Here is a 21,763-nt window from a genome sequence, read left to right as displayed (position 1 = left end):
CACGAAGTGGCGGGACCACCAGGGCATCGCACCGTGGAATCTCAACCGGCCAGGAGGCCTGATGCGATGGCAGGTCCATCGGGAACGGTCCGTCTTCCGCACTCCGTGGGTGAACCTCGCCTTCCTTGATGTCGAGCAGCCGGACGGGCAGCGGGCGGAGTACCACGTGGTCCGGCTGTGCGATGTCGCCGTCACCGCGCTGTTGGACGGGTCGCGGCGGGTGCTCATGCTGTGGCGGCACCGGTTTGTCACCGACACCTGGGGCTGGGAACTGCCGATGGGTCTGGTGGAGGACGGCGAGGAACCCATCGACGCCGCCGCCCGGGAGTTGGAGGAGGAGACCGGCTGGCGCCCGGGGCCGCTGCGGCACCTGATCTACGCGCAGCCCGCGAACGGCATCACCGACGCGCAGCACTTCGTATTCCGGGCGGACACCGCCACGTTCACCGGACCGCCCACGGAGCTCAACGAGTCGGATCGCATCGAATGGATACCGCTCGGCGAGATCGGCGAGCTCATCCGTCAGCGAAAGATCGTCAGCAGCGCCACCCTCGTCGGCGTCATGGCTCTGCTCCTCGACGGCGGGTGAACGCCTGGGATGACGAGTGCCGGAGATCAGGCGTTTCGCGGTCCGCGGTCGGTCGATTCCCCGAGCACGACGCGGCCGGGTCGGGGATGGCCGAGGAAATCCGCGAGGGCGAACTCGTAGCCGTAGGCCCCGGCCATCGGAAAGACGACGACGTCGCCGGGTCGGACCGGACCCACCGTGATGTCGCGCGCGAGGGTGTCCTCCGGCGTGCACAGCTCGCCCACCACCGTCACCGGTCGCCCGTCCGTGTCGACGGCCCCGACGTCGGTCGTGATCGGAGCGGACCCGGCGACGACCGCGAAATTGTGCACGATCTCCCAGGAGGTCGGCAGGGCGAAATGGTGGATGCCGCCGCGCAGCACGACGAAATCGGTTCCGTAGGAGCGTTTGACGTCGATCACCTCGGCGGCGTACCAGCCGGAGTCGGCCACCAGCAGCCGACCCGGCTCAAAGATCATCCGAACGCCGGGCGGGATCGGTAGCCGCGCGAGGCCCTCCCCGAACCGGTCCAGGTCGAACGGACGCTCGCCGCGCCGATCCGGCTCGAACGGCACGCCGAAGCCCCCGCCCACGTCGACCACCCGCAGGTCGATCCCGGCATCGGCCGCCGCTCGGTCGGCGAACCCGAGACACCATCGGACGTAGTCCAGATGGGCGGCGGCGTCGAGGTTGCCCGACACCGCGTGGACATGGAAGCCGGCCACGTCCAGATGGGGCAGACGCCTCGCCAGCTCCAGCACGGCCGGCACCTCCGACTCGGGGACCCCGAACGCGCTCGGCCGCCCGCCCATCTGGAGGGAGCCCGCGAGGGCGACCCGTGCCGGGTTCACCCGCACCGCGACGGTGACCCGCCGGTCGAGCCGCGCCGCGACGGCCTCCAGCCGCCGCAGCTCACCCGGGCTCTCGACGTTGACGATGGACACCCCGGACTCGACCAGCGCGGTCAGCAGGGTGGTCGACTTCGCCGGGCCGGACGCGACCAGGTAGGGCGATCGGGCGGGGGCGACCCGCCCGTAGGCCGCCAGGGCCAGGCGCGCCTCCCGCACCGACGAGACCTCGAAACCATCCACCCCGCCGCGGCGGGCTGAGACGCTCGGGCCGGGGCCGGGGCCGGGGCCGGGGCTCGGATCGGGACCGTGGGCCTGGACGTCCGCGAGCTGGCTGTCCACCGGCGGGCCGGCGTCGGCGGCGCCCCGCAGCAGCGCGTCGAGGACCGGCGGGAAGCCGTTGGCCTTCACCGCGTAGCAGAGTTCCGCCCAGCCGGGCAGGCAGCCGCGCAGCGCGGCGGCGTTGCGCGCGGCGACGGTCGGGTCGTAGAGGTAGGTGCTGATCTCCGCCGTCCCCGCCGGTCGATCACGCACCGCCGCGAGCACGGCGGGGGGAAGGCCCCCCGCGGGCAGGGCCTGCAGCGGAGCCGCCGACGGCGGCAGGTCCATCCGAGCCCTCCTCCCCGAGGCCCGGTCATCGCCCGATCGGACCACTGCGCTGTTCCCACAGTGGCGAATACCGCGCTTTCCGCGCAATAAGATGCCGAATGCCTGCTCGACCTGGGTCCGCGCCCCTCCGGCGATGACGGCCCGGCGGCCTGGGCGCAGGTGTGATCAGCCCGCTTGGGCGGGGCGGAATCGGGCCACGCGCCGGCAGCGCGGCCATGTCCCAAGACAGGCGCGACCATGCCCAGGACGGAGATTCCACCGTCGGGTGTGCGCTCGGACACTGCCTGAATGGAGGAGACCCGAGCCGGGGAAGGCCCCATGACCAGCTATTCCGCGACGATGTAGGGCATCCAGGCGGACCATGGAGGGACCCGCCTATGGTGCCAGACGCGACCGTATCCTTGCGCGGAGCAACAGCTCGCCGCGGAGTTAGGTTAGGCTTCCTTGAACACGGTCCGCTCGAAAGGGAGTCGCCCGCGATGACGATTTCCGCTCGAAACGGCATCAGCACCAGCATCGGCCCGGTCCCCCCGGTCTGGGATCCCGCCGCCATCCTGGCGCGGCAGCGCGAACGGGAGTCATCCGCCCGGACCTACGCGCGCACCCTCCCGATCGTGCCGGTCCGCGCGGGCGGAGCCACGGTCGTCGGCGCGGACGGCCGGAGCTACCTGGACTGTCTGTCCGGTGCCGGCACCCTGGCCCTGGGCCACAACCACCCGGACGTGGTCCAGGCGATCACCGCGGCACTCTCCCGCGGCGCCCCCCTGCACACCCTGGACCTCGCCACCCCCGAGAAGGACGCGTTCACCGAGGAGCTTCGGACCTGCCTGCCACCGGGGCTCGGCAGCGACGTCAAGCTGCACTTCTGCGGTCCGAGCGGGGCCGACGCGGTGGAGGCGGCAATCAAGCTCGCCCAGACGGCGACCGGGAACCAGACCATGCTCGCGTTCACCGGTGGCTACCACGGCATGACCGCGGGCGCGCTGGCGGTGACCGGCAACGTCGCCGTCAAGAACCCGTTGCCGGCCACGACCTCGGTTGTCCGGTTGCCCTTTCCCTACCCGTACCGGTGCCCGTTCGGGGTGGGGTCCGCGCCCGGCGGCGCCGGCGGTCCGGACGGGGCGGAACTCTCCATCCGCTACATCGAACGGCTGCTGGATGACCCGCTCGGCGGGGTCACCGATCCGGCCGGGCTGATCGTGGAGGTAGTCCAGGGGGAGGGTGGCGTGGTCTCGGCGCCGGACGGCTGGCTGCGGGCCATCCGGGAGATCACCCGCCGGCGCGGCATCCCGCTCATCCTCGACGAGGTGCAGACCGGGGTGGGGCGGACCGGACGGTTCTGGGCCGCGCAGCACAGCGGGATCACCCCCGACATCCTCGTGATGTCCAAGGCGATCGGCGGCGGACTGCCGATGGCCGTGATCGCCTACCGGGCCGAGCTGGACGTCTGGACGCCCGGCGCGCACACCGGCACCTTCCGCGGCAACCAGCTCGCGATGGTCGCCGGCCGTGCCACCCTGCGCCGGGTGCGCCAGGACGGACTCGACGAACGCGCCGCCCGCCTGGGCTCCCGCCTGCTGGCCGGCCTCGAGGATCTCGCCCGTGACCGTCCGCACGTGGGGGACGTGCGCGGCCGGGGGCTCATGCTCGGCGCCGAGCTGGTCGATCCGACGATCGAGGCGGACGCGGTCGGCGCGCATCCCGCCGATCCCCGGCTCGCCGCCCTGATCCGGGCCGAGTGCCTCCGCCGCGGACTGATCATCGAGCTCGGTGGGCGGCACGGGGCGGTCATCCGGCTCCTACCACCCCTGATCATCAGCGAGGAGGAGATCGAGCGCGCCCTGGCGATCCTCGCCGACGCCGCCGATGCGGCCGTGCGGCGGCTCACCGCCGACGCCACCGGGCGCCCGACCACGTGAGCGAAGCGCCGGAGCCCCGGCAGGGCCTCAACGAGCTCGTCGGGCTGACCCTCGCGGCGCTGGCCGAGGGCCGGCGTCGGCGCGGCGGACCGCTGCCGGCCGGTGGACCCGCGCGGGTGCGTGCGGCGATCCAGGCCGCCCTCGGCGTATCGCCCAACCGCACCAGCCTGCTCGCGCGCACCGGGATCGGTTCCACGGCCGCGCTCACCGGGCTGGTGGAGGCCCTCGCGGCCGGGTCCGTGGACCCGGCGGACCCTTGGTGCGCCGCCCATCTGCACTGCCCCCCGCTGCCCGTGGCGGTCGCCGCCGACCTCGCCGTGAGCACCCTCAACCCGTCCCTGGACTCCTGGGATCAGGCCCCGGCCGCGACCACGATCGAGACCGAGGTCGTCGCCGCGCTCGCCGCGCTGGCCGGCTTCGACCCGGATCAGGCCACCGGCACGATCACCACCGGCGGCACGGAGTCCAACCTCATGGGCCTGCTTCTCGCCCGGGATGCCGCCCGCCCGGGGACCGCGGGGACAGCCGATGGGGTTACGGAAGTGGCGGGGCCGAACGGGCGGCTGCGCGTGTTCCGCTCGGCTGCCGCGCACCTGTCGGTGGATCGCGCCGCCGCCGTGCTGGGCCTCGACGCCCCACCGGTGGCCGCCATCCCCACCGACGGTCAGGACCGGATGCGCGTCGACCTGCTGCGACGGACGCTCGCCGAGCACCCCGGCCCGGCCGTCGTCGTGGCCACCGCGGGCACCACCGACGCCGGGGCCGTCGACCCGCTGCGCGCGATCGCGGCTGCGGTCGAGGAGCACCGGCGCCGGCTACGCCAGCGACCCCCGGCGGCACCGGCCGGAACGGGCCATCTCGCCTCGTCCGGCTGGTTACACGTGGACGCGGCGTACGGTGGCGGCGCGCTGTTCTCCGACCGGCTGGCCGGCCACCTGGACGGGCTCGCGCTCGCCGACTCGGTGTCCCTGGACCTGCACAAGCTGGGCTGGCAGCCGGCTCCGGCCGGCGTCTTCCTGACGCCCCGTCCGGACGAGTGGCCCAGCCTGCGCGCCGCGCATGCGGACTACCTCCGCTCCGAGGACGACGAGGCCGCCGGCTTCCCCAGCCTCCTGGACCGGTCCCTGCGGACCACCCGCCGCGCGGACTCCTTCCCGATCGCGGTGACGCTGCGCGCGCTCGGCCGCGAAGGGCTGGGTGCCCTGGTCGACGCCTGCCACGATCTCGCCCGGCACGCGGAACGGACCGTCCTCGCCGATCCCCGCCTCGAGGCCGCCTTTCCGGTCACGCTGAGCACGGTCGTCTTCCGCTACCGGCCGCAGGCCGGCGCCGCCGGCTCGGCGACGGCCTGCACCACCGATCGGCTGAACCGGCTCAACGCGGACATCCGTCGCACGCTGCTGCTCGACGGGCGCGCGGTGGTCGGCCGGACCCGAGTGGGATCCGATCGGGCCGTGCACCTGAAGCTCACCCTGCTGAATCCCGACGCCACCGAAGCCGACGTGGACGCGCTGCTCCGCCTGGTCGCCGCGATCGGCGACGAACTCGCCGGCGCGGACGGCGGTGGCATCGGGAGCGCCTCGTGACCAGAGACCAGCCCACGGCCGCGGCCATCGCCGATGACCTCGTCACCGAGACCCTCCTGCGCTGCTGGCTTCGGGAGACCGGCGCGCTGCCGGCCGCCGGCGCCCGCGCGATCGACGTCGAGCTGCCGGCGTCGGGCCTGTCCGTCCGGGCGATGATGACCCACCGCTCGCCGTCCGGGTGGCACCGGTTCACCCAGCCCGAGCTGGTCTCCCCGGCGGGCGCGCCGTCGCCCGTCGACGCCGGCCTGCTCGCCGCGCTCCTCGTCCGGGAGATCACCGCGGAACAGGGGCTGCCCGCCGCCCACGGGGCCGAGGCGCTGGACCGGATCCTCGATTCGGCCTGCCGGATCGCCGCCCATCTCGACGCCCGCCGGAGGCAGGGGCACCCGAGTGCCGTCCCCCCGTTCCTCGCCGCGGAGCAGGCGTCACTCACGGGCCATCCCTTCCACCCGGCCGCGGCGAGCCGGCAGGGCGCCTCCGACCGGGCGATGGCCGCCTACTCCCCCGAGCGGGCCGGCTCCTTCGCGCTGCACTGGTTCGCCGCGCATCCCTCGGTGGTGTCGACGTCGGGCGTCCCAGCGGCCGAGCGCAGCCCCACGGCGACGTCGCCGGCGGGCCGCTATCCGGTTACGCGTCTGCTGACCGAGCTGTACGGCGGCGATGCCGCCCCCGGCGAGGCGGCGGGGTGCCGCCCGATCGGAGCAGGCCCGTCGGCACCTACCGGTGCCGACCTGGGCGGCCAGCCGGACAGGCGCCTTCCGCTCGGCTACGTCCCGGTGCCGGCCCATCCGTGGCAGGCCCGTGAACTAACCGAACGCGCGGACAGCCCCCTTGCCCGGCTGCTCGCCGACGGCCGCCTCGTGGACCTCGGCGGGTCAGGCCCGCCGTGGTATCCGACATCGTCCCTGCGCACCGTCTGGCGGCCGGACAGCCGGGTCATGCTCAAGCTCTCCCTCGGCCTGCGGATCACCAACTCTCGCCGGGTCCTGCACCTCGGGGAGCTTCGACTGGCAGAGATGATCACCAGGCTGGTCGACGCGGGCCTCGGTGCCGCGCTCACCGCCCGGCATCCGGACTTCCACCTCATCGGGGAGCCCGACTGGGTGGCGGTCACCCGTGCGGGCCGGCGCCCGCCATCCGGGGGATCCGAACGGCTGGGCATCCCCCGGTCGGCCGGGACGTTCGGCGGGACATCGGCCGGCGGCGACGGCACGGTGGGGCTGGAGACCGCCATCCGCACGAACCCCTTCGGCCCCACCGATCGGGCGGTGAGCCTGGCGGCGCTGATCGCGCCCCGGCCCGATCGGGTGGCGGACAGCCGCGGCCGGTCCCGGGCGGCGATGCTCCCCCGCCTGCTCATCCGGCTGGCCGACCGCCGGGGAGAATCCGTCCAGGAGCTCGCCGAGACCTGGTTCGGGCGCTACCTGGCCGTGCTCGCAGCGCCCGTACTCGACCTGTACCTGCGGTTCGGCGTGGGCGTCGAGGCGCACCTGCAGAACACCCTGATCAGCCTGGACACCAACGGCTGGCCGGTGGCCGGGTGGTACCGCGACAGCCAGGGCTACTACGTGGCCGCCTCGGCCGCCGCGGCCATGGAACGCCTGCTACCCGGCTTCGCCACGGGCCTCGACGCGATCTTCGACGACGAGCTGGTGGCGGAACGCATCATCTACTACCTGTTCGTGAACAACGTCTTCGCCGTGGCGGGGGCCCTGGGTGCGGCTGACGTCGCCGACGAACACCGCCTGCTCGGGCGAGCACGCGACCTGCTGTCCCGGATGGCCTCAGACGCCCGATCGGACCCCGGCCCGGCCGGGCCACCCGCCGTCCGCCGCCGGCTGCTCGACACCCTCCTGACGGACTCCACCCTGCCCAGCAAGGGCAACCTGCGCACCTGCGTGGACGGCCGCGACGAGCTGATCGGACCGGTGGCCACCCAGTCGGTCTACGTACAGATTCCGAACCCGCTGTTGGAGGCCACCCCGTGACGTCCTGCATCCCGCCCGAACCCCGCGACGAGCCGCCGCGGACCCCGGTCACGGTGCCGGCACCCGGCCTCCCCCATCCGGATGCACCGGACTACGACGTCGTAGGGGTCGGGCTGGGGCCGTTCAACCTGTCGCTGGCCGCACTGGCCGACGGCCTCCCCGGCCTGCGGGCCGCCTTCTTCGAGCAGGCGCCGGCGTTCGCCTGGCACCCCGGCCTGCTGTTGGAGGGCACGACCCTGCAGGTGCCGTTCCTCGCCGACCTGGTCACCCTCATCGATCCGACCAGCCCCTGGTCGTTCCTGTCCTACCTGCGGGCGCACGACCGGCTCTTTCGCTTCTACCTCTACGAACGCTTCCACATCCCCCGCCGCGAGTACGACGCCTACTGCCGGTGGGTCGCCGAGGGCCTGCAATCCACCCATTTCGGCGCCCGGGTGGAGGCGGTCCGCTGGCATCCCGACGCCGGGTTGTTTCGCCTCGTGATCACGCAGACGGCGCCGCCGGCAGCGGCGGCGCACGCCGAGCCCTCCGACCGGGCTGGCGCCTGGTCCACCCGGGTGGTGACGGCGCGGCATCTGGTACTCGGAATCGGCACCGAGCCGACCACGCCAGCCGCCTTCGCGGGAGTCGAGAGCGACCGGGTGTTCCATTCGGCGCATTACCGCCAACGGCGCGCGTCCCTGGCAGAGCTGTCCCACATCGCCGTGGTCGGATCCGGCCAGTCCGGCGCCGAGGTGTTCGCCGACCTGGTGCGCAACCAGCAGACGGCGGCGCAGCACCTGACCTGGATCACCCGCACCCCCGCCTTCGCGCCGATGGAGTACTCGAAGCTGGGCCTCGAACAGTTCACCCCCGACTACGTCCGTTACTTCCATGGTCTGGAGCAGGGTCGCAAGGACGCGCTCGTCCCGGCGCAGTGGCAGCTCTACAAGGGAATCGACGCGGACACCATCGCGGAGATCTACGACCTGCTCTACGAACGGACGATCGACGGTGGCGACGAGGCGGTCACCCTGCTGCCGGGGGTGTCGGTGCAGTCCGCGTCGCTGGACGGCGAGCGGGGTGAGATCGCGCTCACGTGCCGCCACCGTGATCAGGACCGGACCTTCGCGCTGACCACCGACGCGGTGGTGCTGGCCACGGGATATGCCGCCCGGCGCCCAGCCCTGCTCGATCCGGTGGCCGGGCTGCTGGCTCTCGACGACGGAGGTCGGTTCCAGATCGACGCCCGTTACCGGATCGCCACCGACCCCAGCGTGACCGGACATCTCTACGTCCAGAACGCCGAGCTGCACACCCACGGGGTCGGCGCCCCCGATCTTGGCCTGGGTGCCTGGCGGGCCGCGGTAATCCTCGATGACCTGACCGGAGGACACGCGTACCGACTGCCGCCGCCATCGGCGTTCACGACCTTCGGTGCCCCTGCCCGGGCGGGCGGGTCCCACCACGCACCGAGGACCGCAGCGACAACGGCGCCGACGGGCCGTGTCGGGCCCGGCAGCGCCGCCGCCTGCCCGGCGGCGGATGCTGGGGGGCGTCGGGAACCCGACGGCGCACTGGATGCGGCCTCCGATCGGGGGGTACGGCGGCGGCATCCCGTGATGCTCGGGGAGGCCGACCGGTGACCCTCCGCCCGCCTGCCGCAGGATCCCCGCCGCCGGTTGCGAGGCCGAGCGGGTCAGCCGACCGGTGGCGGCAGGCCGGTCGCGCGCTGCTGACCAAGCTCATCGCGGAACTCGCCTACGAGGATCTGCTCAGGCCGCAGATCGAGGACGACGCCGGTGACACGGACCTCGCGGAGCATCCCCCGATCGGCCGGGGGCCCGCGCTGGCCCACCGGCTGGTGACGGCCGGCGCCGTCTACCGATTCCGCGCCCGGCGGGGCACGTTCGGGTCCTGGTGGATCGATCCCGCGAGTCTCACCCGCGTCGCCTCACCGGTCGGCGGGCAGGGGACCAATCTGTCTCCCCCGAACGGGCCAGCGGACGGCCTGCCGGTCGACCCGCGCGGCCAAGGGCTGACCGGCGAGGTTGCCGCCGATGACCCGGTGCGGTTCCTGCGGGATGCGCAGGCCCTGCTCGGGTGGCCCGATCCGGTCCTCGCCGACGTGGTGCGCGACCTGCTCGCCACCCAGTCGGCCGATCAGCATCTCCTGGCCACGGCGTCGCCCGCGGCGTTGCTCGCCCGCCTGCCCTTCGTCGCGCTGGAAGGCCATCAGTCGGGCCATCCCTGCCTCGTCGCCAACAAGGGACGCCTCGGCTTCGGCGCGGCCGCCAGCCGATACACCCCGGAGGCCAGGTCGCCCTTCCGCCTGCGCTGGGTGGCGGCGCATCCCGCGATCGGGCGGTACTGGGACATCGTGTCGACCACCGGTCCCGACCTGCCGGACGGGTCCGCCACGGACCGGTCGGGCAATGCCGCTCTGGTCCACGCGGAGCTGGACACCGGAACCCGCGTCCGCTTCGCCGACGTCCTCGCCCGCGCCCTGGTGGCCGCTGCACCACCGCGGGACGCCGCCGCCCGAGCCAGCCACCTCCCATCGCCCACGGCACCCCGTCCGTCCGCCGACCTCGACCCGCTCACCGACCACGGCCCATCCAGCGACCCCGGCCCATCCAGCGACGTCGGCCCATCCAGCGACCCCGGCCTGTCGGCCGTCGGTGCGGCAGCCGAGGACTACGTGTGGCTGCCGGTACATCCATGGCAGTGGGAGAACGTGATCGTCCCGCTGTTCGCCGCCGAGCTCGCCACGGGTCTACTGGTCCCGTTGGGCGAGGGACCGGACCGGTACCTCCCGCTGCAGGCCGTGCGCACGCTGGCCAACATCGACCGGCCGGAGCGGCGCAACGTCAAGCTTGCGTTGATGATCCGCAACACCCTGGTCTGGCGCGGCATGTCCGCGGCGGACGCCGCCGCCGGGCCGGCGGTGTCGCGCTGGCTGCTCGACCTGCGCGACGCCGATCCGTTCCTGCGGGAGGTGACGGGGGTGCTGCCCCTGGCCGAGGTGGCCGGCGCCGCCGTCGGACATCGGGCCTACGATGCCATCCCCGGCGCGCCCTACCGGCTGCACGAGTTGCTCGGCGTGATCTGGCGCGATCCGGTGGAACGGCATCTCGTCGACGGGGAGCAGGCTCGCAGCCTCGCGTCGCTGCTCACGATCGGGTCGGACGGACGGTCCCTGGCCGCCGAGCTGGTGGCCCGATCGGGCCAGTCGGCCCTCGACTGGCTTGCCGCCCTCTTCGCCGCGTTGCTGCCGCCGCTGCTGCACTACCTGTACCGGTACGGGGTCGCCTTCACCCCGCATGGAGAGAACATCATCTGCATCTTCGACGCCGAGCAGCTACCCCGACGGATCGCGGTGAAGGACTTCGGCGCTGACATCGAGCTGGTGGACGGCGACTTCCCCGAACGCGCGGGCATGCCCGCGCAGGCGGCCGTGCACTGCCGCCGCTGGCCCGGGCCGCTGCTGGCCCACTCGGTGCTCTCCGCCGTGTTCGCCGGCCACTTCCGTTACTTCTCCGTGCTCGCGGCGGATCATCTGCAGGTCGAGGAGGGCGAGTTCTGGCGGCTGGTCCGGGCGGCGGTCGACGGCTATCACACGCGGTTCCCCCAGCTACGAGAACGCTTCCGCGAGATCGATCTGCTCACGCCGCGGTTCGACCGGGTCTGCCTGAACCGCGAGCAGCTCGCCGGCGCCGGGTTCCACGACCGAGCTGACCGGGACGGCGGGTTCGACCTGATGCACGGGGAGGTGGCCAACCCGGTGGCGACGGTGACCGCCCACGGGCCGGCGTCCCAGGCCGAGGTTTCGATGGCACGAACGGAGGACCAGTGACGTCGCTGCCAGCGCCGATACCACCCGCCCGCTCGGCGGGGCCCGCCGAGCGGCGGAGCCCGGCCGAACCGGCCGGCCACCTGCCCGCCCCCGCACCGCCGCAGCCCGCCGACCCGGCATCGCCACCCGATCGGGCCAGTACCGGCGACGGTGCCGGCCCGCGACCGGCGGACGCCGACCCCCATGCCTTGGCAGATCCGCAGGCCCTGGCCGATGCGCAGACCCTGGGCGATCCGCAGGCAGCGGGCATCGAGGCCCTGCACCGGCTGCTGACCGGCGACCACGCCGTCGAGGAGGTGGTCGTCGCCACCGTCGACCTGCAGGGCCGGCTGGTAGGCAGCGCCGTGTCTCTCGATCACTTCACCGGCGAGGTGCTCGCCGACGGGATGGGAGCGTGCACCTACCTGCACGCCGTCGACGTGGACATGCAGACCGACGGCGGCTATCCGCGCACTCCCTGGTACGACGGCTTCGGTGATCTTCGACTCCGGCCCGATCTGACCAGCCTGCGCCGGGCACCGTGGCGCCCGTCCTGTGCGGTCGTCCTGTCGGACGCGACCTGGCCCGACGGGTCCCCCGTGGACATCGCCCCCCGCACGGTGCTGCGCCGCCAGCTCGACGCGCTCGCCGCTCTCGGGCTCACCGCCCTCGCCGGGACCGAGTTGGAGTTCCTGGTCTTCCGCGAGTCCTACAAACGGGCGGCGCGACGGTCCTGGTCGAGTCTTACCCCGGCCAGCCGCTACAACATCGACTACGCGCTGTTCGGCACCGAGGAACTCGACGACCTGACCCGCCGCATCCGACGGGCCATGGCCGACGCCGGGATCGAGGTCGAGTCGGCTCGGGGTGAGGTCCATCCGGGCCAGTACGAGATCGTGTTCCGCTACGCCGAGGCGCTCCAGGCGTGCGACAACCACGCTCTCTACAAGACGACCGCCAAGAAGATCGCCGCCGCGTCGGCGCAGGCGTTGACCTTCATGGCGAAGTACGACGAGGGCGAGGGAAACTCCTGTCACGTCCACCTCTCCCTGCGGGGGGTGGACGGAGACGAGCCGGTGTTCGCCGCCGCGCCCGGTCCCGGCCGACCCGACACCGCGGGGATGTCGCCGCTGATGTGCTCGTTCGTCGCCGGACAGTTGGCCTGCATGGCCGACTTCACGTTGCTCTTCGCGCCCAACGTCAACTCCTACAAGCGGCTCGCCCCCGGCGCGTTCGCGCCCACCGGGGTGAGCTGGGGGCGCGACAACCGGACGTGCGCCGTGCGAGTCGTCGGCAGCGGGGCGGGGCTGCGCATCGAGCACCGCGTGCCCGGCGGGGATGCCAACCCCTACCTCGCCGTGGCTGGCATGATCGCCGCCGGCCGGTTCGGGATGGAGCACGGTCTGGCGCTCGAGCCCGGCCGGATCGGCAACGCGTTCACCATGCCGGGGCTCGCACCGCTGCCCGCGACGCTGCGCGACGCCGTCGAGCGGTGGCGGTCGAGCGCGGTGGCCCGCGCCGCCTTCGGCGACCGGGTGGTCGCCCATCTGGCCCATGCGGCCGAGGTCGAGCTGGCCGCGTACGAGGGCACGGTCACCGACTGGGAACGCCGACGCGGCTTCGAGCGCTTCTGAGCCGGCGCCGGCGGCCCGCCGCCGCCCACGCACGGACGCCACAGCCCCCTTCTCGTGGAACGGCCCCCGATCCGGTCAGCCCGCCGACGGCCCCGGCCGCCCAGCCGGGCCCTGTCCGGCGTCGCCGCGCGGTGCCGCTCCGCCCTGGGCCGCGGACCGCTGCGCCGGTGCCAGGCCCGCAGCCGCCGATCCGTGCCCTGCGCGCGGGACGAGCGGGGAGCCCGGCCGGGCCGGGGGGGCGGGCGCCTGGTACTCGTGGAGTCCGAACCGGTCATGCAGGATTCGCAGGGGGCGCGGCGCCCACCAGTTCGCGTTGCCCGCGACTCGCATGAACGCCGGGACGAGCACCCCCCGGATGAGCGTCGCGTCCAGCACGATGGCCAACGCCGTGCCGACCCCGAACATCTGCATGAAGCGGACCGACGAGGTCGCGAAGGCGACGAAGGTGACGGCGAGCAGCGCCGCGGCGGTGGTCACGATCCGGCCCACCCGGGCGAGCCCGGCGGCGACGGCCTCGGCGTTGGAGGCACCGGCATCGTGCGCCTCCTTGATCCGCGACAGCAGGAAGACCTCGTAGTCCATCGACAGCCCGAAGGCGATACAGAACAGCAGCACGGGCATGGACGTGTCCAGCGGGCCGGGGGTGAAGTCGAGCAGTCCCTCGAGGTGCCCGTCGCTGAAGATCCATACCGATGCGCCGAACACCGCGCACATGGCGAGGCCGTTGAGCACGATCGCCTTCACTGGTAGCAGCACGCTGCCGGTGAACAGGAACATCAGGACGAAGGTGGCCAACGCGATCAGGCCGAGCGCGAGGGGGAGCCGGTCGGCGACCGTGTTCTTGCCGTCCACCAGGACGGCGGGCGCCCCGCCGATCAGGGCACTGGTCCCGGCGGGCGGCGGCACGGCCCGGGCGGCCCGGACGAGATCCTGCGCGCGTCCCGACGCGTAGTCCACCGAGGTCACCACCTGCAGCGAGTCCGCACCGGCAACGGCGAAGCGGCTACTGGTCGGATCGGGCGATAGGACACGGCGGCCCTGCACGTACGTTCCCAGCGCACTGTCCACGCGGGCCACGTCGGGCAGCCGCGACAGCGTCGCCGTGTATGCGACCAGCGCCGACCGGTCGACCGATCGCGCCCCCTCGGCCTGCACGACGACCTCCATCGCACCGCCGAGGTCGGCCGCGAAGTCCTCGCGCAGCGCGTCCCCGACCACCCGGCTCGACGCCGAGCCGGGCTGGAGCACCCGGTCGTCCGGCGTCCCGAAGTTGACGTGCAGGAACGGCGCCCCGAGCACGAGCAGCACCGCGACCACCGGCAGCCCGGTGAGCACCGGGCGGCGCATCACCGTCGCCGCCACCCGCCGCCAGAACGGGGATTCGCCCGTCTCCCGCACGGCGATCGCGTCCCCCCCGTCCGCGCCGGAGACTCCCACCGGCCCGGAGCGACTCGTCCGGCGCCGGCGGACCAGTCCGATCAGGCCACCCACCTGCCAGGAGTTCACCCGCTCGCCGAGCACCATCAGCAGGGCCGGCAGCGACACGATCGCCGCGACCACCGCCACCAGCGTCACCGCGATCCCCGCATACGCCATGGACTTCAGGAAGAACGGCGGGAACAGCAGCATCACGGCCAACGCCACGATCACCGTCGCGCCGCTGAACAGGATGGTCCGACCGGCGGAGTGAACGGTCACTGCCACCGCGTCCGCACGGTCACGACCGGCCGCCAGTTCCTCGCGGAACCGGCTGACCATCAGCAGGGAGTAGTCGATGCCGAGGCCGAGGCCCATCGCCGTCGCGAGGTTCACGGCAAAGATCGACACATCGGTGAGCCCGCCGATCACGGACAGCGCCGCGAAACCGCCGACGATGCCGAGCAGGCCGATACCCAGCGGCAGCAGCGCGGCGACGACGCCGGCGAACGCCATCACCAGGAGCACCAGGGTGATGGGGATAGCGATCGACTCGGCCACGGCGAGGTCGCTGGAGACCTGATTGCCGATGTCCTCGCCCACCGTGGCCGCACCCCCCGGTCGGACGGTCACGGTGTCCGGCCAGCGTTGACCCGACTCGTAGCGATCGACGATGTCCGAGGCCTCGTCATCGTCCCGCACGCTGGCCACGACCAGGGCCGATCGGCCGTCCCGGGAGCGCAACGCCGGCCCCCCGCCGGTCCAGTAGGACACGACGTCGCGGGCGCCCGGCTGGGCGGCGAGATCGGTCGCCACGGACCGGCCCGCGGCGGCGACCGTCGCGTCGTCGACATCCCCCTGCCGGGCGGTGACGAGAAGGAGCACGTTCGGATGGCCGTGAAAGCGGGCATCCATCGCATCGGCTGCCCGGGAGGACTCCGAGGCCGGGTCGTCGAAGCCGCCGGTCTGCAGCTTGCCGAAGGCGCTGCTCGCGAGGACGCCGCCGCCGAGCAGAACGACGACCGTGAGGACCAGCACCAGGCGAGGGCGGCGCGTCACCAGCGCCACAAGGGACGAGAACACTGCTTCCTCCACAGATGGGGCAACCCTGTAGAGAACAGTGTTCGCGTCGGGTGTTCTCGTCAAGGCCGAACTGACGCAAAGTTGACAGTGTTCATCTCGAGATCGACCATGGCCGCTGTGAGTAGTCCAGTCACCCGCCGGGAACGGCTACGGCGGGCCACCCTCGACGAGATCAAGCAGACGGCGCACGCCCAGTTGGCGGAGCTCGGTCCCGCCGCCCTGTCCCTTCGGGGGGTGGCGCGGGCGATGGGCATGGCCCCCTCGGCCCTGTACCGCTACGTGGACAGCCGCGAGGTCCTGCTGGCGGAGCTGACGGCCGACGGCTTCGCCTCGCTGGCCGACGCCCTAGAGGCGGCGTTCACGGCGGGCGATCCGCACGATCATCTCGGTCGGTGGCTGGACGTCGCCCGGGCGCACCGCCGCTGGGCGCTGGACCACGCCGTCGAGTACACGTTGCTCTTCGGTACGCGGGTACCCGAAGGCGGGTTCGTCGGCACCCGGGTGGCCGCCGAGCTGCAGCGGTCGGTGGCCGTGCTGTTCCGCTGCATGACGGAGGCGATCGAGGCCGGACTGATCGACACCGGCCACGTCGACGCCGAGCTCACCCCGACGATGCAGGCCAGGCTGCGCGCCTGGGCCGGCGACCACGGGGTGGCGATCGACCCCGGTGGCATGGCGGTCTGTCTGGCGGCCTGGACCCAGTTGCACGGCTTCCTGTCGCTGGAGTCCTTCGGCCACCTGCCCCCGGCCCTCGAAGATCCCGCCGACCTGTTCGACCGACAGATGATCGATGTGTTCTCCCAGGCCTGCCGGGCGATCGTCCCGCCCGGCGCGGATGGCCCGACCTGACCGGACCGGACTGTCGGGTCGGGTCGGGTCGGGACCAGCCCGCATGGGCAGTCGGTAGAGCACCCGACCGGGCCACCCGGCCCAGTCGGGGCAGATCGGTGCCCGGTTGGGGCAGATCGGTCAGGCCGAGGTACGCATCCGGCGCTCCAGCGCGTCCAGCGCGACCCGGCGGGCACTCTTGATCTCCGGCAGTCGGGCCTGATACGCCGGCGCCGTGGCCAGCGGCTGGTAGAAGCCCATACGCGGGACGAAATCGGTCTCGTCGTAGCCCGGCGGCCGGTGCAGGGTGTAGGTGCGTCCCGGAAATAGCAGGTCGTAGTTGTCGGCGATCTGCCAGATGGCGACGTGCGGATCGACACGGCGCCGTTGGAAGTACGCTTCCAGGACATCGATTGTGAAACTAATCTCATGGAACTGTTTCACGAGGCTGTGGTAATGCTGGCCGACCTGATACTTGATCGGGAGCTCGACCTGCAGGCTGTCCGAGTAGTCGAGCAGGTCGAGCGCCAGAACCTTCAGCGAGGTCTCCACGCCATACCCGCGCGAGAAGGCCAGCGCCGCGAAGACATCCGCGTCGATGACGAACTCCCCGATCAGGGGCTGGATAGTCCGCGTGATGGACGGCACATACCGGGCGAGCTGTTTCGACAACAACGATCGCAGCATCTCCGTGGTGCGCCCGCCGGGCTGACCGTCACCCGTCACCCTACGCGAACTTCCGTTTACGAAAAGTGGAGCGTTGCCGGCGGTCGTCGCAGCGGCGAGGACCCCAACCGTGTACGGATCGTAGCTTTCTAGATCGGCGTCGTGGAAGATGAGCCGATTACCGAACGCAAGGTAGGCGAGGCTGCGCATGGCGCCGGCCTTCCCGCCGATCGTCGTGGCCTCCCTGCCGGCATGGCGCTGCAGGACGGACTGCCCGCGGACGACCCAGCTCGCGCCCGCGTCCGTCGCGATGCGCACGAGGTCGTGCTCGTCGCCGTCTGAGGACGGATCGACGACGACGCCGATCTCGTCCAGCACACTGCGTTCCTGCATCCACCGCTGCCGGTTCTGCGCGATGATCTCGCCGAGAGTCCGGGCCGCCTCCGGGCCGCGGGCCGGGATCAACAGGCTCAGGGTGATGCCCTTGGCAAGCTTGTCCACCTCGATCGTGTCGAGGTCGAGGCTGGTGGGTTCGAGCGTTCGCACGGACGCCCCTCTCTCGTGACCTTTCTTGGGTACGGACAACCCCCGTACCGGTGGCGACGTCCTATGGGGATCTCCTACGGGCGTTGCGAGGTGGGTATCACGCGGACCGGGCGGCGATTCCCCCTCGTGCCACTGACCGCATGATTGCGTACCTCCGTTCACAACGCCTCGACCGCCCGGGTCGTTTCCGGTACCTCCCCGCGCTCGGGTTCGCCGCGTCCTCTTCGCGGTCTCCGGAGCACGACCGATCCGACACATGCCAGGTGCTGGAGCGTCAAAGTATCGGTGTTGCGGCCCGGTCCGTCACTCCCCCTCTTTCCCGGCAGGTATCAGCCACCACTTTCGGGACCGGCCACGAACACGCCGCGCCGCACCGGAACCGCACTATCGTCCCACGTGGCTACGGTGGGTATCCGACCAAGCGCCCGGAGCGGTTACTCCAGGACCGATCGGGAGAGAACTACCCGCTGCCGGGCCAGCCGATGCCAGGCCGGCATCGACCCAGCCGGATACGCCGGCCCACCGACTCACCGACCCGGTAGGCCGCGAGGGCTGCGTGGCCCATGTCGGCGGCCTCGGCGAGGGCTCGCGCATGTCGTCGGACCCGCTCGTGGCGGCGGACCCGCTCGTGGCGGCGGACCCGCTCGTGGCGGCGGACTCGCTCACAGAGGCGGGATCGCCAAGGGGGCGGACTCGCCCAGGGTGCGGACTCGCTCCTACGTCATCAGTCTCCCTCGGTCAGCATCACGGCTGGGACACCGGCGCGCGGTCGGGCGAGCCCCAGCGACGGCCGCGTGGACGCCCACGCGGCCGGGGTGGTCGTAAGCCGGTCGCCCGGATGGGGCAGCCCGACCCGCCCGTCGGCCTCCAGGGCCAGGAAGACGTCGACGACCGTCGGGTCGAACTGGGTGGCGCGCCCGGCCCGAAGCTGCTCGCGGGCGGCGGGTCCGCTCAGGGGATCCCGCCCCCCGCGCCCGCCGCGCATCGCCGCCCAGGCGGTGCAGACCGCGAGGGCCCGTGCCTCCATCCGGATCCGGGACCCGGCGATCCCGTTGGGATAGCCACCCCCACCGAACCACTCCCGCTGCTGGGCGATGATCTCCGCCTCGACCCGCAGATCCGGCACCTGGGCGAGCAGATTCGCGCCCATCACCGGGTGCATCCGGATCAGACGCCACTCCTCGGCGTCCAGGGGGCCCGGACGGGCCAGGACGTGCGGCGGCAGGAGGATCTTTCCGACGTTGTGCAGCCGTCCGGCCAGCCGGGCCCGGTGGCGTGCCACGGCGGCATAGCCGAGCACGGTGAGCACCTCGCCGAGCCAGTGCCCCACCGCCCGGCCGTCCGCGCGCGGCGCATGCCAGGCGTCGACCTGTTCGGCGATCCGGCGCAGGCACTCGACGCCGTCGGGCAGGCGCCTGGGCAGCTCGCGCGGCTCCGCGACCAGTACCGCGGCCACCGCGGTGGCCACCGCCGCGGCAGCCGCGGCCACCGCCGCGGGCTCGGCGAGCACGGCCGGCGTGCCGTCCGGGTTGGCGGTGGTCGCATGGCGCGATTGGGTCGCTTCGCTGTCGTCACCGCCCCAGAGCCCGTTCCATCCGGACGCCGGCGCGCCGGGTGCACCGGATGACGCGCCCGGTCGGGGGGCGCCCTCCGGATCGTTCCCGGCCGGCTCGGCCGGGTGAGGTCGGTCCGTCCACCGCAGCGACGACGCGGAGTCGTCGACCTGCAGATCCCTTCGGAGCGGATCGAGGGCAGACGCCGCGATCGCGGAGGGCACGGACCCGGACGGGTCGACGGCAGGCCGCGGGAACGCGGGCGGCCGGATGCCGAGTGGATCCGCCGCGCCCCCGTCGGCCACGGGATGGCTGCCGGCCGGCCAGTCCATCGACGAACGTCGGGATGCTGTGGAGTCGAGCGCCGGTGGACCGGCCGTCGGCAGTCGGGACGGTTGCAGGTGGGGCGAGGCCCGCCCGGAGGGCACCGGGGCCGGGACCCGCCCCGGGCGCGGCGCCCCCTCCGGACCGATGGCGACCCGGTCCCGGCCCGCCTCCTTGGCGGCGTACAGGGCCCGGTCCGCGACCGCGACCAGTGCGTAGACGTCGCCCGCGTGATCGGGCAGCACAGCGCCGCCGACCGAGACCGTTACCGGCACGGACAGCGACGACGGTCCGGTACCCGTGGCGGTCCTGAGCCGACCCGCCGTGTCCGGCCGGCCGTCGTTGCGAGTCGTCATCGCGATGCTTCCCGCGGTCCGGACGACGTCGGCCGCCTGGACCGCCCCAGCCCCCGCGCCGACGGGGAAGGACGACCATTCAGCGGAAGCGGCCGACCACTCGGCGGAAGCACCAGGGGCCGGCGCGGGCAGCGCCACCCGCACGGGCTCCCGCCCCACGCCGAGCCGCAGCCGCTCGGCGATGTCCGCCAGCGCATCGCCCCGGACGTCCAGCGCAAGCAGCGCGAACTCCTCCCCCCCGTAGCGGGCCACGACGTCCCCCGGACGGGTCACGTCGAGCAGTCGCCGGGCCACCTCGGCGAGTACCTGGTCGCCGGTCGGATGGCCGAACCGGTCATTCACGGACTTGAAGTGGTCGACGTCGACGAGGAGCAGACCCATCCCCGACCCGACCCGGCGAGCCCGCCGGGCGGCGACCCGCATCTCGGCCTCCAGATACCGGCGGGTGCGTAGCCCGGTCAGGCCATCAGTGATCGCGAGGTGTCGCTGATCGGCCTCCAGTCGGGCCATCCGGGCGATGATCAGAAGCACGATCCCGGCGCTCACCATCGCGATCAGGCCGACGTCCCGGAAATCGCCGCGGCCAGCCTGCACGCCGAGCACCACCGGCCCGACCAGCCCGAGACCGCACAATGTGGCCAACCGCCACCCGTGGCGGATCGGCACCGCCCGCGGCGCCACCGACTGCCCCGATCGGGCCAGCGAGGGATGGAGCGCGGCGGCGGTGAGCAGAAGGGCACTCACCATCCGGGCGGCGTCCCGGCCATCGACCGCTGTACCGCCCGAACCACCCATCCCCAGGCCACCCGCGGCGGCGTCGCCGATGCGGGTGAACACATCGGCGGCGTCCGCGGCCACGCTCACGAGCACCCCACCCGCCAGCAGGAACAACGTGGCCGGCCGCTCCCCGTCTCCCGCCGCGAGCCGGACGGTCACACCGACCACCACCAGACTCGCCGCCGCGCACACCACCGGGACGATCCCGACCGCCGACATACCACCGGCCCGCACCGCCGGTGCCACCAGATACACCCAGAACAGCAGGCAGGCCGCGGCGAGGACCATCGCGGTGTCCAGCCGGCCGGCCGCACTCCGCCCGGGACAACGCGCCCGCAGCAGTGCCAGCAGGCCGGCGACCAGCAGCGGATAACGGAGGAACAGAACGACGTCCGAGACCGCACCGGTTGTGCCTGAGGACACACGCGGGTAGATGAAGAGAGCCACACCGGTGGCCGCGTAGAGAACCTGACCGCCCGCGAGGAGCGTCCAGCCACGCCGCGGGATGGCGGCGAGGCGATGCGATCCGGCGAGCAGGGCACCGGCGGCCGACAGGCTCACCAGCAGGTACAACGCCATCCTGAAGCCGAGCCCGACACCCACCGCGGGCGGCAGGACGAAGGCGATGACCGCGGCCAGGCCGGCGCCCGGACAGGCGAGCCAGCCACGGCCCGCCCGGGCGTGCCACGGCGGGGCCGGCATCACCCCTCGGTTCGGGACGCGGGATCCGTTCGGAACGGCGGCGGCGAAGGCGGTGACGCCGACGCGGCCCCAAGCCCGGACCTGGGCCGCCCGGCGGGCGTGGGGACGCGGTGGCGGCGGGGAACGGCCCGCGGCAGACCCGTCGTCGGTTGGTCCACCGACGACCTGGGGCTCGTGGACGATGCAGGACCGGCTGGCGGCGAACAGCCACCCCGGGGGGAGCGGGCCATGAGCAGCCTCTCAGTTGACCGGACGGGTGGTGCGCATACCGGCCGCGTACGCCCGATGCCTCCCGGCGATCCATTACCGGATCCGGCAGCAGCGGCGGCACCAGTCCCGCCCAGACGGTTCCGGTGGGTCGATCGCCGCGACCTTCCGAAACCGTACCGAACCGTCGCTCTTCGTACACACTCGTTTGAGTCCTCGTATGGACTCTTGTCCGATTCTTGTTCTCCGCTCCCACTCGTCGGGTGCATAACCACGTATGCGGACCAATGGTGCGCGGAGGGGCTCGCAGCGTACCCGGACGGCTCCGTCCGGGGTGTC

Annotated in this window: 12 protein-coding genes; 8 read left to right on the top strand and 4 right to left on the bottom strand. The window is 72.9% G+C overall.

Annotated features, from left to right (window positions below):
* The first annotated feature begins 61 nt into the window (after nucleotides 1-61).
* Nucleotides 62-589, top strand: a complete 528-nt coding sequence (locus AC5R91_RS22030) for an NUDIX hydrolase (protein WP_495393220.1) — start codon at nucleotides 62-64, stop codon at nucleotides 587-589.
* Between the two features lie 26 nt (nucleotides 590-615).
* Here AC5R91_RS22030 and AC5R91_RS22025 read toward each other — a convergent pair whose 3' ends face one another.
* The gene (locus AC5R91_RS22025; RefSeq protein ID WP_495393219.1) at nucleotides 616-2,025 is read right to left on the bottom strand and encodes an alanine racemase; all 1,410 of its coding nucleotides are present in this window, start codon (nucleotides 2,023-2,025) and stop codon (nucleotides 616-618) included.
* Between the two features lie 479 nt (nucleotides 2,026-2,504).
* On the opposite strand from AC5R91_RS22025, the gene AC5R91_RS22020 reads away from it, so the two are divergent.
* The 6 genes from AC5R91_RS22020 to AC5R91_RS21995 are packed head-to-tail and all read left to right on the top strand — an operon-like array spanning nucleotide 2,505 to nucleotide 12,966.
* Nucleotides 2,505-3,944, top strand: coding sequence for a diaminobutyrate--2-oxoglutarate transaminase family protein (locus AC5R91_RS22020; protein ID WP_495393218.1), 1,440 nt, complete (start codon nucleotides 2,505-2,507; stop codon nucleotides 3,942-3,944).
* Nucleotides 3,941-5,530, top strand: a complete 1,590-nt coding sequence (locus AC5R91_RS22015) for a pyridoxal phosphate-dependent decarboxylase family protein (RefSeq protein ID WP_495393217.1) — start codon at nucleotides 3,941-3,943, stop codon at nucleotides 5,528-5,530. Before AC5R91_RS22020 ends, AC5R91_RS22015 begins: the two co-directional genes overlap by 4 nt.
* Nucleotides 5,527-7,518 (top strand): IucA/IucC family protein, encoded by a 1,992-nt coding sequence (locus AC5R91_RS22010; RefSeq protein ID WP_495393216.1) that lies wholly within the window; start codon nucleotides 5,527-5,529, stop codon nucleotides 7,516-7,518. The genes AC5R91_RS22015 and AC5R91_RS22010 overlap by 4 nt, the downstream gene beginning before the upstream one ends.
* Nucleotides 7,515-9,143 (top strand): lysine N(6)-hydroxylase/L-ornithine N(5)-oxygenase family protein, encoded by a 1,629-nt coding sequence (locus AC5R91_RS22005; protein ID WP_495393215.1) that lies wholly within the window; start codon nucleotides 7,515-7,517, stop codon nucleotides 9,141-9,143. Before AC5R91_RS22010 ends, AC5R91_RS22005 begins: the two co-directional genes overlap by 4 nt.
* On the top strand, nucleotides 9,140-11,353 hold the full coding sequence (locus tag AC5R91_RS22000) for an IucA/IucC family protein (protein ID WP_495393214.1): 2,214 nt from the start codon (nucleotides 9,140-9,142) through the stop codon (nucleotides 11,351-11,353). Before AC5R91_RS22005 ends, AC5R91_RS22000 begins: the two co-directional genes overlap by 4 nt.
* Nucleotides 11,350-12,966, top strand: a complete 1,617-nt coding sequence (locus tag AC5R91_RS21995; protein WP_495393213.1) for a glutamine synthetase family protein — start codon at nucleotides 11,350-11,352, stop codon at nucleotides 12,964-12,966. The genes AC5R91_RS22000 and AC5R91_RS21995 overlap by 4 nt, the downstream gene beginning before the upstream one ends.
* A 75-nt stretch (nucleotides 12,967-13,041) precedes the next feature.
* On the opposite strand, the gene AC5R91_RS21990 is transcribed toward AC5R91_RS21995, so the two are convergent.
* A complete protein-coding gene (locus AC5R91_RS21990) occupies nucleotides 13,042-15,465 on the bottom strand; it encodes an MMPL family transporter (RefSeq protein ID WP_495393212.1) in 2,424 nt (807 codons plus the stop codon).
* A gap of 108 nt (nucleotides 15,466-15,573) precedes the next feature.
* Between AC5R91_RS21990 and AC5R91_RS21985 the strand changes: the two genes are divergently transcribed.
* Nucleotides 15,574-16,314 (top strand): TetR/AcrR family transcriptional regulator, encoded by a 741-nt coding sequence (locus AC5R91_RS21985; protein ID WP_495393211.1) that lies wholly within the window; start codon nucleotides 15,574-15,576, stop codon nucleotides 16,312-16,314.
* Between the two features lie 120 nt (nucleotides 16,315-16,434).
* Here the strand turns inward: AC5R91_RS21985 and AC5R91_RS21980 are convergent, their stop codons facing one another.
* Both AC5R91_RS21980 and AC5R91_RS21975 read right to left on the bottom strand, forming a co-directional pair.
* Nucleotides 16,435-17,505: a glycosyltransferase family protein gene (locus tag AC5R91_RS21980; protein ID WP_495393210.1), complete on the bottom strand. Its 1,071-nt coding sequence runs from the start codon at nucleotides 17,503-17,505 to the stop codon at nucleotides 16,435-16,437.
* A gap of 724 nt (nucleotides 17,506-18,229) precedes the next feature.
* Entirely contained in the window at nucleotides 18,230-21,217 is a 2,988-nt protein-coding gene (locus tag AC5R91_RS21975) for a bifunctional diguanylate cyclase/phosphohydrolase (protein WP_495393209.1), read from the bottom strand.
* Nucleotides 21,218-21,763 lie beyond the last annotated feature (546 nt).

This window comes from Frankia sp. BMG5.60, from assembly GCF_059428125.1.
This window is presented reverse-complemented; position numbering and strand designations above follow the sequence as displayed.